This is a genomic window from Streptomyces sp. NPDC059255 (genome assembly GCF_042752355.1).
Classification (GTDB): Bacteria; Actinomycetota; Actinomycetes; order Streptomycetales; family Streptomycetaceae; genus Streptomyces.
In genome coordinates this window covers 94,930-106,822 of record NZ_JBHYZP010000036.1, presented here as the reverse complement: position 1 = coordinate 106,822, position 11,893 = coordinate 94,930, and the positions used below count along the sequence as shown (strand labels likewise).

12 protein-coding genes and 2 rRNA genes are annotated in these 11,893 nt (G+C 69.7%); 11 read left to right on the top strand and 3 right to left on the bottom strand.

Annotated features, from left to right (window positions below):
* From ACFXKG_RS32550 to ACFXKG_RS32505, 10 genes are all read left to right on the top strand, one after another.
* A 23S ribosomal RNA gene (locus tag ACFXKG_RS32550) occupies window positions 1–74 on the top strand; the annotation flags it as partial.
* A gap of 75 nt (window positions 75–149) precedes the next feature.
* Window positions 150–266: ribosomal RNA gene (gene rrf / locus ACFXKG_RS32545) — 5S ribosomal RNA — on the top strand.
* A 97-nt stretch (window positions 267–363) separates the two neighbouring features.
* Entirely contained in the window at window positions 364–1,020 is a 657-nt protein-coding gene (locus tag ACFXKG_RS32540) for an HAD family hydrolase (RefSeq protein WP_384846665.1), read from the top strand.
* 43 nt (window positions 1,021–1,063) lie between these two features.
* Entirely contained in the window at window positions 1,064–2,278 is a 1,215-nt protein-coding gene (locus ACFXKG_RS32535; protein ID WP_384846663.1) for an MFS transporter, read from the top strand.
* Window positions 2,247–3,419, top strand: coding sequence for an acetoin utilization protein AcuC (locus tag ACFXKG_RS32530; RefSeq protein WP_384846661.1), 1,173 nt, complete (start codon window positions 2,247–2,249; stop codon window positions 3,417–3,419). Before ACFXKG_RS32535 ends, ACFXKG_RS32530 begins: the two co-directional genes overlap by 32 nt.
* 95 nt (window positions 3,420–3,514) lie before the next feature.
* Entirely contained in the window at window positions 3,515–4,330 is an 816-nt protein-coding gene (locus tag ACFXKG_RS32525) for a phosphatase (protein ID WP_384846659.1), read from the top strand.
* Window positions 4,331–4,458: 128 nt separating this feature from the next.
* A complete protein-coding gene (locus ACFXKG_RS32520) occupies window positions 4,459–4,668 on the top strand; it encodes a helix-turn-helix domain-containing protein (RefSeq protein WP_158575903.1) in 210 nt (69 codons plus the stop codon).
* Window positions 4,669–4,849: 181 nt separating this feature from the next.
* The gene (locus ACFXKG_RS32515; protein WP_003948845.1) at window positions 4,850–4,948 is read left to right on the top strand and encodes a 30S ribosomal protein bS22; all 99 of its coding nucleotides are present in this window, start codon (window positions 4,850–4,852) and stop codon (window positions 4,946–4,948) included.
* A gap of 207 nt (window positions 4,949–5,155) precedes the next feature.
* Window positions 5,156–6,202 carry an NAD-dependent epimerase/dehydratase family protein gene (locus tag ACFXKG_RS32510; protein WP_384846675.1) on the top strand — a complete coding sequence of 349 codons (1,047 nt, stop codon included), beginning with the start codon at window positions 5,156–5,158 and terminating at the stop codon, window positions 6,200–6,202.
* On the top strand, window positions 6,195–7,313 hold the full coding sequence (locus ACFXKG_RS32505) for a lysophospholipid acyltransferase family protein (protein ID WP_384846657.1): 1,119 nt from the start codon (window positions 6,195–6,197) through the stop codon (window positions 7,311–7,313). The genes ACFXKG_RS32510 and ACFXKG_RS32505 overlap by 8 nt, the downstream gene beginning before the upstream one ends.
* 119 nt (window positions 7,314–7,432) lie before the next feature.
* Here ACFXKG_RS32505 and ACFXKG_RS32500 read toward each other — a convergent pair whose 3' ends face one another.
* The 3 genes from ACFXKG_RS32500 to ACFXKG_RS32490 all read right to left on the bottom strand — a co-directional run bounded on the left by ACFXKG_RS32500 (window position 7,433) and on the right by ACFXKG_RS32490 (window position 11,130).
* Complete coding sequence (locus ACFXKG_RS32500) at window positions 7,433–8,677, bottom strand: DUF5667 domain-containing protein (RefSeq protein WP_384846655.1); 1,245 nt, start codon at window positions 8,675–8,677, stop codon at window positions 7,433–7,435.
* 315 nt (window positions 8,678–8,992) lie between these two features.
* Entirely contained in the window at window positions 8,993–9,787 is a 795-nt protein-coding gene (locus ACFXKG_RS32495; protein ID WP_384846653.1) for an ECF subfamily RNA polymerase sigma factor, BldN family, read from the bottom strand.
* Window positions 9,788–10,191: 404 nt separating this feature from the next.
* The gene (locus tag ACFXKG_RS32490; RefSeq protein WP_384846651.1) at window positions 10,192–11,130 is read right to left on the bottom strand and encodes an HAD family hydrolase; all 939 of its coding nucleotides are present in this window, start codon (window positions 11,128–11,130) and stop codon (window positions 10,192–10,194) included.
* 159 nt (window positions 11,131–11,289) lie between these two features.
* Here ACFXKG_RS32490 and ACFXKG_RS32485 point away from each other — a divergent pair, with 159 nt between their 5' ends.
* The gene (locus ACFXKG_RS32485; RefSeq protein ID WP_384846649.1) at window positions 11,290–11,568 is read left to right on the top strand and encodes a glutaredoxin family protein; all 279 of its coding nucleotides are present in this window, start codon (window positions 11,290–11,292) and stop codon (window positions 11,566–11,568) included.
* Window positions 11,569–11,893 lie beyond the last annotated feature (325 nt).

Here is an 11,893-nt window from a genome sequence, read left to right as displayed (position 1 = left end):
GGTTGATAGGCCAGATGTGGAAGACCGGTAACGGTTGGAGCTGACTGGTACTAATAGGCCGAGGGCTTGTCCTCAGTTGCTCGCGTCCACTGTGTTAGTTCTGAAGTAACGAACAGCTGTGTCAGTTCCGGTGTTCAACTTCATAGTGTTTCGGTGGTCATTGCGTGAGGGAAACGCCCGGTTACATTCCGAACCCGGAAGCTAAGCCTCACAGCGCCGATGGTACTGCAGGGGGGACCCTGTGGGAGAGTAGGACGCCGCCGAACAATTATTGTGGGAATGCCCCGCACCGTATGGTGCGGGGCATTTCTGCGTTCAGGGGTCATGCAGGGGGCTCTCAGGGGCCGTTTTAGGCTCGGTGGTATGCGCTACGAACTCGTCATCTTCGACAACGACGGTGTCCTTGTCGACAGTGAACGGCTCTCCAACACCATCCTGGCCGGCTATCTCACCGAGCTGGGCCACCCCACCTCCTACGAGGACTCCCTGCGGGACTTCATGGGGGCCGCCGTGCATCGCGTCCACGATCTCGTTCACGCGCGGACCGGGCAGCGGCTGCCCGAGGATTTCGACGAGGTGCTGCACTCCCGGGTCTTCGCCGCCTTCGAGCGGGAGTTGACGCCGGTCGACGGTGTGGTCGAGGTGATCGAGAAGCTGGCCGCCGACGGCGTGCCGTACTGCCTCGCCTCCTCCGGGAGCCATGAGCGCATCCGTGTCGGGCACCGGAAGACCGGCCTCGACCGGTGGTTCCCGGGCAACGTCGTCTTCAGCGCCGAGGACGTCGGGCGCGGGAAGCCGGCGCCGGATCTCTTTCTGCACGCCGCCGAGCGGATGGGGGCCGACCCCGGGCGGTGTGCCGTCGTCGAGGACAGCCCCCTCGGGGTCCAGGCCGCGCGGGCCGCCGGCATGGACGTGTACGCGTTCACGGCGATGACGCCCGCCGGGAAACCGGCCGGGGCCACCGGGTACTTCGCCAGGATGGCCGAGCTGCTGGGATTGCTTGGCCGATCCGTTGCCTGATCCACCTACCCATGGGTAGTGGAGCGTCCTACGCTGTCCGGCCATGACAGATGTGCGTATGCGGCACGGTCGGTTCGCCCTGGGGCTCAGCTTCTTCGTCCAGGGGGTGAGCTTCGCCCTTCTGGTGACGCGTATCCCCGCCATCCAGGACCGGTACGGGATATCCGACGGTCTCCTCCCGCTCTTCCTCGCCGCCGTGCCCGTGCTGGCCGGTGTCGGCAGCGTCGCCACCGAGAAGGTGGTCGCACGGGTCCGGCCGGGGCTCGTGCTGCGCTGGGCACAGCCCGTCGTGCTGCTGGCCCTGCTCGGTGTCGGGGCCGGTGACACCGTCTGGCAGCTCGCGGTCGCGCTCGGGGCGTTCGGGCTCTCCGTCGGTGCGCTGGACGCGTCGATGAACATGCTCGGCGTCAGCCTCCAGCGGTCGTACGGGCGCAGCATCATGCTCGGCTTCCACGCGGCGTTCAGCCTCGGCGGGATCGCCGGGGCCTCGCTGGCCTGGGCGGGGGCGCACTGGCACCTTTCGCTGCTCGTGTCGTATCTGCCGGTCGTCGTGGTGCTGTTGCCGGCCGCGCTCGTCGGATCCCGCTGGTATGTGGATGCCGGGGAGGAAGAAGAAGCGGAGGGAACGGACGGCGAGAGGGCGGCGGGGGATCGTACGCCGGTGGCTTTTCGGGTGCTGCTGCCGCTCTGCCTGGTGATGTGCTTCGCGTACATCGGTGACTCCACCGTCTCCAACTGGAGTGCCAAGTACCTCCAGGACGTGCTGGGCAGCTCGGAGGAGCTCGCGACCGTTCCGTACAACGCTTATATGGTCACCACTCTGCTGGGGCGCGCGGTCGGGGATCTCGGGGTGCGGCGGTTCGGGTCCGTGGTGGTCGTGCGGAGCGGATCCGTGCTGGCGGGGGCCGGGTTCGCGGTGGTGGCGGTGGCGCCGGGGGCGTGGGTGGGGATCCTCGGGTTCACGCTGCTGGGGCTCGGGTTGTGTGTGCTTGTGCCGCAGACGTTCGCGGCGGCCGGGCGGCTGTTCCCGGGGGCGAGTGACGCGGCCGTGGCCCGGCTCAATGTCTTCAATTACGTGGGGTTCCTGGTCGGGTCGCCGCTGGTGGGGGCGTTGGGCGAGGCGTGGAACTACCGGGGGGCGATGCTCGTGCCGATGGTGATGGTCCTCGTGACACTGGTGTACGCCCGCTCGTTCGCGGCGGAGGAGGACCGATACGGTGGCGGGCATGAGCGGCCGCGCACAGTTGATGTGGGATGACGCAGTCACGGCGTACGACTTCGGGCCCAGCCACCCGATGGATCCGGTCCGGCTGGCCCTGACGATGGGGTTGGTGCGGGCGTACGAGCTGGACAGAGCGGTGGACGTCGTCGCGGCGCCGCCCGCCGGGGACTCGACGCTGCGGCTCGTCCACCGGCAGGAGTACGTGGACGCGGTGCGGCGTGCCTCGCGCGACCCGCGGGCCGCCGAGATGTCGTACGGGCTCGGTACGGCGGACGATCCGGCCTTCGCGGGGATGCACGAGGCATCGGCGCTGATCGCGGGGCAGTCGGTGGGCGCGGCGGAGGCGCTGTGGGGCGGGGAGTGCGCGCACGCGGTGAACTTCGCGGGTGGGCTGCACCACGCGATGCCGGGGGCGGCGTCCGGGTTCTGCATCTACAACGACGCGGCGCTGGCGATCGCGCGGCTGCTGGAGCTGGGTGCGGAACGGGTCGCGTACGTGGATGTGGACGTGCATCACGGGGACGGTGTGCAGGCGGCGTTCTGGGAGGACCCGCGGGTGCTGACGGTGTCGTTGCACGAGCATCCCCGGACGCTCTTCCCGGCGACCGGCTGGCCGGAGGAGACCGGCGCCGGTGCGGGTGAGGGCGGTGCGGTCAATGTGGCGCTGCCGGCGGGGACGGGGGACGAGGGGTGGCTGCGGGCGTTCCACGCGGTGGTGCCGGAACTGCTGGCGGACTTCCGGCCGCAGGTGCTGGTGACGCAGCACGGCGCGGACACGCACTTCGAGGATCCGCTCGCGCATCTCGCGGTGTCGCTGGACGCGCAGCGTGCGGTGCAGGCGTCCTGCCACGATCTGGCGCACGAGTACGTGGACGGCGGGCGGTGGCTGGCGCTCGGCGGGGGCGGGTACGCGGTGGTCGACGTGGTGCCGCGGTCCTGGACCCATCTGGTGGGGATCGCGGCGCACGAGCCGGTCGATCCGCTGTCGGAGCCGCCGGAGTCGTGGCGGCACGAGGTGTACGCGCGGACGCGGCAGCGGGGTCCGGGGCGGATGACGGACGGGCGGACGCCGGCCTGGCGGTCGTGGGAGTCGGGGTACGACCCGGCGGACCGGCTGGACCAGGCGGTGCTGGCGACGCGTAAGGCGGTGTTCCCGCTGCGGGGACTGCTGGCGTGAGCCGTGGCGGCGGTCCGTAGTGGTCGTTACGCCAACCGTGCGGTGTCGGAGGGGTTCCCGCCCGGCGGGGCGGGCAAGGCGGCAGCATCGGTGGGGTGTTGAGCACCGGTGCCCTGCGGGCGCATCTTCTGGCGGCCAGGCTGGCCGGTCCTGTGGCGACCTCGCGGGAGGAGAGCCTGCGCAGTTACCGTCTTTTCGCCGCGCGGGATCCGCGGGTGACGATCGGAATCGATCCTGAATGGGCATGGGATGAGCGGGACTTGCTCCGTCTCATGGCCGACAAGTGCGGGGTGTCGGGCGATTCCGATCACGTGTCGGGGCCTGATGTGATTGATCCGGAGCTGACGCTGACGGCGCTGTCGGCTTTCGCGGATCGGCTGGGTGAGGCGGCGGCGCGGCGGATTCCGGTGCTGCTGGGTACGGGGCATCCGCACCGACTGCTCGGGTTCTACGCGGGATTGGCAGACGCTTTGTCGGCGGCGGGATGTCTCGTCCTCACCCCGGCGCAGGGGCGATGTATCGACATAACGACCCGGTTCGGGGTACGCACGTACAACCTCGACTACGTACGGGGAGTCGCTCTGGTGCGGGAACCGGGCGTGCCGTGCGCGGGGCGTGAGACCGGCGCACACACCCACTCGCCGCTGCCGGTCCGGGCCGTTCTGGATGCTCTGGTGGAGGCAGGAGGGCCCCTTCCGGGACTGGTCGTCGGGGACCACGGATGGGTCTGCGGGGCAGGTCAGCTCGGTTTTGAGGCCATCGGCCTGGCGGACACGGACGATCCCGCGCTCTTCGTCGGGGAGGCGGAGGGGCGGGTGTCGGTGGCCGTCCCGCTCGATGACGCGGTGCGGTCCGATTACTACCTGCCGCTTACTCGCTATGTACTCAATCGGGCGTGTCTGTCACAGTAGGCGGCCGGAGGCTGCTCCTCTTCCCCACTCGCATCACCCGCCCCTAGTCTGGGATGTGAGCGCACAGCGACGAAGAGTTACCGGAGGGGAAGCCGGTGGCCGTCGGGTGCGGAAGGTACAGGTGGATCATGGTTGCTGGCGAGAGGCCTCTCAACGAGGTCAAGTTCCTTACCGTGGCGGAGGTCGCCTCGGTGATGCGAGTGTCGAAGATGACCGTGTACCGCTTGGTGCACAGCGGTCATCTGCCGGCGATCCGGGTGGGCAGGTCCTTCCGGGTTCCGGAGCAAGCGGTTCACGAGTACCTCCGCGAGTCCTTTGTGGGGGTCGAGTCCGCGTAGTACCCGTGACCGGCGGTGTTCTGTCCTCCAGGGCTTGTCGGAGGGCGAATACCGCCGGGAGGGGGGACTCGGTTTTCCCTCGGATTACGTCCCTCACTCGGCGGCGGGTAGGCTAGGCCGACGTAGGTCGTGTGGGCCCAGACGCCCCGCACCGAGTGAAGAGAAGTGAGCGAGGGTAGTCGTGGGCTCTGTTATCAAGAAGCGGCGTAAGCGGATGGCCAAGAAGAAGCACCGCAAGCTGCTCAAGCGCACCCGCGTTCAGCGTCGCAACAAGAAGTAAGTGCGATAGCTGTACGCGCATTCGTGGCCCTTTCACCGACATGGTGAGAGGGCCACGGTTGTTTCCCGGCGTCCTCCGCACGTGGCTGTCCGTCGGTCGAATGGGCGCGTGGCGCGTCCTCCGGTCGTCACATCGTGACGGCGACCCGCTACGGTGACGTGGCAGACCCAGTGGGAACACCAGTGGGAACAGGGGAAGGCGCTGATCTTGGGCAAGGTCGTGCTCGTGACCGGGGCGGCCCGGCAGCTCGGCGGCCGTTTCGTACGGCGTGTGCAACGGGAGTCCGGAGTGGACCGGGTGATCGCCGTGGACGCGGTGACCCCGGGGCACGGACTGGGCGAGGCGGAGTTCGTCCGGGCGGACATCCGCAGACCTGCGATCGCGCGGGTCCTCGCCGAGCACGCGGTCGACACCGTCGTGCATCTCGATGTGACGGGCACTCCGCTGAGCGCGGGCGGCCGGGCGGCGGTGAAGGAGACCAATGTCATCGGCACGATGCAGCTCCTCGGCGCTTGTCAGAAATCGCCGACTGTCAAGCGGCTGGTCGTGAAGTCCAGTACGAGCGTCTACGGCTCGGCGCCCCGGGACCCGGCGGTCTTCCTGGAGACCACGCCGCCCAAGTCGCTGCCGAGCGGTGGCTTCGCCAAGGACGCGGTGGAGGTCGAGGGGTACGTACGCGGCTTCGCGCGCCGCAGGCCCGATGTGGCGGTCTGTGTGCTGCGCTTCGCGAACATCCTGGGACCCTCGGCCGACTCGCCGCTCGCCGAGTATCTGTCGCTGCCCGTCCTGCCGACGGTCTTCGGCTACGACCCGCGGCTGCAGTTCGTGCACGAGGACGATGTGCTCGACGTCCTGCTGATCGCGTCGGAGGCGCCGCGGCGCGGGACGCTGAACAGCGGCACGTTCAATGTGGCCGGGGACGGTGTGCTGACCCTCTCGCAGTGCTCACGGCGGCTGGGGCGGCCCACGGTGCCCGTGCCGCTGCCCGCGGTGACCTGGGTGGGTTCGGCGCTGCGCACGGTCGGGGTCTCGGACTTCTCGCCGGAGCAGATCCGGCTGCTGACCCACGGCCGGGTGGTCAGTACGGACCAGATGCGCGAGACACTGGGTTTCGTGCCCTCGTACACGACCGCGGAGGCGTTCGCGGACTTCGCGCGCACCCGGGACGCCGGGCTGCTGCCGCCGGAGGCGGTGGGCCGTACCGTCGACCGTCTCTCCACCCTCGTCAGCAAGGAGCGCCCCGGACATGGCTGATGCCAAGGTCATCCCCTTCGGTGAGGAGCCGAGGTCGCGGCGCGGGGCCGGCTCGGGCGGCGGCTCCGGCCCGGGCTCCGGGGGCGGCGGTGGCCGGCGGCAGCATCACGGCAAGGACGGTGCGTCGAAGCGCGCTCAGGGGCCGCTGACGCCCGTACCGGAACCGCGGGCGGGCGACGGCCCCGACGGCTCCGAGGGTCCTGAGGACGGCGAGCGGGCCGCGGCGCCGGGGCCGGACGCTCCGGGGACGGCCGCGGAGGACGCCGCCGGGGGAAGCTGGGAGCGGCGGCTCGCGGGCGGACTGGCGTTTCTGCGCCGCCGGGTCACCGGGGAGTACGAGGTCGACGAGTTCGGCTACGACAAGGAACTGACCGACCAGGTCCTGATGTCGCTGCTCCGGCCCCTGTACGAAAACTACTTCCGTGTCGAGGTGAAGGGCATCGAGAACATCCCGTCGGACGGCGGGGCGCTCGTGGTGGCCAACCACTCGGGCACGCTGCCGTTGGACGGGCTGATGATGCAGGTGGCCGTCCACGACAACCATCCGGCGCAGCGGCATCTGCGGCTGCTCGCGGCGGATCTGGTCTTCGTGCTGCCGGTCTTCAACGAGCTGGCGCGGAAGGCCGGGCACACGCTGGCCTGCGCGGAGGACGCGGAGCGGCTGCTGCTGGGCGGTGAGGTCGTCGGGGTGATGCCGGAGGGGTTCAAGGGCATCGGGAAGCCGTTCGGCGACCGGTACAAACTGCAGCGTTTCGGGCGGGGCGGGTTCGTCTCGACGGCGCTGCGGGCCGGGGTGCCGATCGTGCCGTGCTCGATCGTGGGTGCCGAGGAGATCTATCCGATGATCGGCAACGCGCGGACGCTGGCGCGGTTGCTGGGGCTCCCGTACTTCCCGATCACGCCGACCTTTCCGTGGCTGGGGCCGCTGGGGGCGCTGCCGCTGCCGACGAAGTGGACGATCCAGTTCGGTGAGCCGATCCCGACGGACGGCTATCCGCCGGAGGCGGCGGAGGATCCGATGCTGATGTTCAACCTGACCGATCAGGTTCGCGAACAGATCCAGCACACGCTCTACAAGCTGCTGGTGCAGCGGCGGTCCGTCTTCTTCTGATCGGGTGCGACTCGCGTGCGACTTCCTTTGATCGCGTTCGAGGTCTCCTGATTTTCCGGTGTGCTGGGCGGGGGAGGCCCCTGCCCAGCACACCGGGTCGAAACCCCTGCGATACCGGCCTAGTCGGTGTCCTCCGCCTTGATGCCGAGCCCTGGGAGCAGGTCGGGCAGCAGGGGCGGGATGGTGATGTCCGGGCCGGGGCGGTCGGTGCTGTCCTTGTTGTTGTCGTCGGACGGCGAGGGGGTGACGCTGTTCGGCGGCGGGTCGAGCAGGCCGCCCGTACTTCCGCCGAGCAGACCGTCATCGGAGGAGGAGGCCGCGCCGGGGCTCGACGGATCCGTCCTCCGCTCCTCGGTGTGCGCGGAGCCGCTGCCCGTACCGCCGCTCTCGTGCGGGGTGGCGGGTGCGGGGTGGTCCTGGTGCGGGTGGCCGCCGCCGGTGGAGTCCTGGGTGGAGCCGGGGCGGGTGGGGTCCTGGTGCGTCTCCGGTTCTTGTGGCAGGAGTGACTGGAGGGGGGCGACCTCTTCGTCTATGGCGTCGAACACCGAACTCACCTCGTTGCCGACGTCCGTGAGCTGGACGGGCAGCCGCTCGCGCAGCCCGTTCCACGTCTGGCGGTGCGAGGTGGAGAACGAGGAGAGGGTGGCGATCGGGCCGAGCGAGCCGTCCTGTTCGTAGGCCCGGTGGAGCAGCCGGTGGCCCTCGGTGACGTCGTGCTTCATGACGCCCAGGGTGCGGCGGATCTCGCTGAGGGACTCGTGGTCCAACTGGCCGGAGCGGCCCCGCTCCATCAGTCGGCGTGCTTCGTTGAGGCGGGTCGAGGCATGGTCGAGGTACAGCTCGCCGCGGTCGGACTCGTCGCCCGCCAGGTTGAGCTTGAAGTCCTCCATGCCGCGCTTGAGCCCGTACAGGGAGTCGCCGGGCAGGGCGTCGGAGCTGGCGGCGGCGACGCCGCCGAAGGCGCCCGCGGCCACTCCGACCGTGAGTCCGCCGGCCGCGAGCCCCTTGGACCAGCGGGATCTCGGCCGCAATGTGCGCAGCCGGGACGCGCGGTGGGCACCGCGGCCCGACTTTCGCTGCTCGGGGACCGTAGGGCTGGGATTCACCTCCCCGGCAGCTGTGCCCTCCAGCAGCATGGCCTCCATGGCGGCCACGAGCTTCGCCCGGTGCACCACTTTGACCTCGGGGTCCAGCGTGGGTTTCGGCAGTTCGCCGAGACCACTTGCCAGGGCCAACAGCCGCCCTTGTTCAGCCGGTTCGGCCGAATCGGCGGGCTGTTCGGCCGCCGTGCCCTGGAGCGTCCGGTCTTCCAGGGCCTGGGCGAAGGCGTTCGCCCGCCGGTGTGCCGATACGTTCGCGATCACTGGCGGCACCTCCTCTCGTCATGACGATCGACTCCCCTGGGGATCCGGAAGGTTGCACGCCTTGAGCGCATCCACACGAATGAGTGAGTGGGCTGCGGACAGGGCGTGACCGCAGGGAGCCTGCATCCCGCACAACGAGCGGCGCGGCACTTGGGTTACGGACGAAGGATGATCGGACCAGTGCGTCATCGCGGCGTCACCGATGGTGAGTTGAGCTCGCGGTGGGGTGAGTGTGGGGGAGAGATGTGGGGTGACGTCAGGGTGATGCGGGGGTGGGGCGCGGCCGAGGTGGGGGTGGGGCCGGGGGCGGGTCGGTCAGCGGGCGTCTTCGGGGAGCAGCCGGGCCAGGGTGCGGACGGCTCGGTACTGCAAGGTTTTGATCGCTCCTTCGTTCTTGCCCATGACCCGGGCGGTCTCGGCGACCGAGAGGCCCTGGAGGAAGCGGAGCGTGACGCACTCCTGCTGCTGGGGGTTGAGCTTCCGTACGGCTTCGAGGAGTGCCGCGTTCGAGAGGGACTCCAGGACCGAGTCCTCGGGGCTGCGCTCGACCTCGTTGGCGTCGAGCATTTCACCGGTGGTCACTTCCAGCCGGAAGCGGCTCGACTTGAAGTGGTCGGCGACCAGGTTCCTGGCGATCGTGACCAGCCAGGCGCCGAAGTCGCGGCCCTGCCAGGTGAAGGTGGAGATGCGGCGCAGGGCGCGCAGAAACGTCTCGCTGGTGAGGTCCTCGGCGGTCGCCTTCCCGCCCACGCGGTAGTAGATGTAGCGGTAGACGGTGTCGCTGTACTGGTCGTACAGCCGGCCGAAGGCTTCGGCCTCGCCGGCCTGGGCGCGTTCCACCAGCTCCATCATGCGGGCGCTGTCGCTGTCGGCGCTGGGCCGGCGGGTGGTGGTCGGGGCGGCGGAGCTGCTGCGGCCGCCCCGTCTGCCGACGGCCGCACCACCATTCGCCAGGGCGTAACAAGGTCCGATAGGGCCGCTCACGGCAGGGGCCGGTGCGGCGAGGGCGGGGACGGCGTACGCGGTGGGGACGAAGCCGCGCAAGTGGTCGATGACCGTTGCGCGCAGCGTAGCCAGGCCCGAGGCGTCAACCCCGACGTGTGGGTACACGGGACTCCCAGAGGCAGAGCTTCCATCACGTGCAGTGCTGGACCGTTCACTCGCCGTGGTGGCGAGTGGGGTCCGGTATGCGTCTGAGGAGAATAACGCTTCGTACAGGCAGTGCTACACCCAGTTGCTCAAATCATCGATTACGTCGCTTCCGTGCCCCCTAGGGGGCGGATCTAGTAGCACATCGTGACCATTTATTGATCAGATTGCGTCAAGATCTGCTTGCTCTCGTGATGGGTTGTGGCTGAGTGACGGCGTGCAGATGTGCGGACGGCCCCGCGCGTGTTCGCGCGGGGCCGTCCGTCGTGTCGCCCGGCGTGTCGAAACATACGGAACACGCCGGATGTGCCTGATGTGCTGAATGTCGAGCGCCGAATGGCGGACGCGCCGGGTCTGTCCGGGGGTCAGCGCCGGCGGCGGTGCAGGGCCACCGCGGCGGCCGTGCCGCCGGCGAGGGCGCCGACCCCGGCCGCGGCCGGGATGCCGACCTTGGCGGCCTTGCGGCCGGTGCGGTAGTCGCGCAGCCGCCAGTCCAGTTTCCGCGCGTGCTTGCGGAGCTTGGCGTCGGGGTTGATCGCGTACGGGTGTCCGACCAGCGAGAGCATCGGGATGTCGTTGTGCGAGTCGCTGTACGCGGCGCAGCGGTCCAGGTCGAAGTCCTCGGCGGCGGCGAGCGCGCGGACGGCCTCGGCCTTGGCGGGGCCGTGCAGCGGTTCGCCGACGAGCCGGCCGGTGTAGACGCCGTCGACCGACTCGGCGACGGTGCCGAGGGCGCCGGTCAGGCCGAGGCGGCGGGCGATGATCGTGGCGGTCTCGACGGGCGCGGCGGTCACCAGCCAGACCTGCTGGCCGGCGTCGAGGTGGGCCTGGGCGAGGGCGCGGGTGCCCGGCCAGATGCGGTCGGCCATGTATTCGTCGTAGACCTCCTCGCCGATGGACATCAGCTCGGAGACGCGGTGGCCCTTGACGATGGACAGGGCGCTCTCGCGGGCGTCCTGCATGTGGCCCGGGTCCTCGACGCCCGCGAGCCGGAACCAGGTCTGCTGCCAGGCGAACCGGGCCAGCTCGCGGCGCTGGAAGAACTTCCGCTTGTACAGGCCGCGGCCGAGGTGGAAGATCGCGGCGCCCTGCATCACGGTGTTGTCGAGGTCGAAGAAGGCGGCGGCGCGTACGTCCCCGGCGACGGGGAAGTCCGGCACCTCGGCGGCCGTGTCCGGGGCGGATTCGGTGGCCTGTGACTCCTGTGTGGACCTGAGTCCTGCCTCGGCTGCGGCCTCGCCTGCGAGCACGCTCCTCGCGGTGGCGGAGCGCTTACGGGGGGTGAGCCATCCCAGTGCGGCCATAGCGTGAGCATAGCCAGTCTGTTCGGTGGTTCCGGACGGGCGGGGAGGCCGAGGGGTGAACTCTCCGTGACCGGTGTGCTAATGCGGTGATCATGCCAACGGGGTCCGGTTGTGGACAACCGGCGGGTCCCGGCGCCCGCCGGGCGGAGAATGGGGGCCATGAGTCCTTTGTTGCGGCGTACGACGAAGAAGAAGGCCGGCGAGCGGATGGTGACGCTTGTCTCGAAACCGGGGTGCCATCTCTGCGACGACGCCCGCGCGGTCGTCGAGGCGGTCTGTGCCGAGACCGGTGCTTCCTGGGAGGAGAAGGACATCACGCGGGACGAGACGCTGCACCGTGCCTACTGGGAGCAGATCCCGGTGGTGCTGGTCGACGGCGAGCAGCACACGTTCTGGCGGGTGGACGCGGAGCGGCTCCGGCGCGAGCTGGGGGCGTGAGTCACCGCGCGAACTGGGGGCGTGAGGCAAAAGACGGCTACCATCGTGGGCGCTTTGCAGCCTTCTCTCCGGTGATCGTCCTCCCGTGCGCGACCCGGGCGCGGGGGTGGATCGCCGCCGGTTCGGGGACCGGTGCCGGGAGGGTGCGGGAGCGGTCGCGGGGGCGGATTTCGTGAGGAGTGTGTGCGGTTTTGCCCCCTTCGTGTGTGCAACGGGCTGAAGCGGTCCCCGGTTCCGGGATGGCCGGATCGGGGCGCGTGACCCCGGTCACTTTGCTCGGACAAAGCGGACACAATCTTTGTGCACGCGTTCACAAAGACATAGC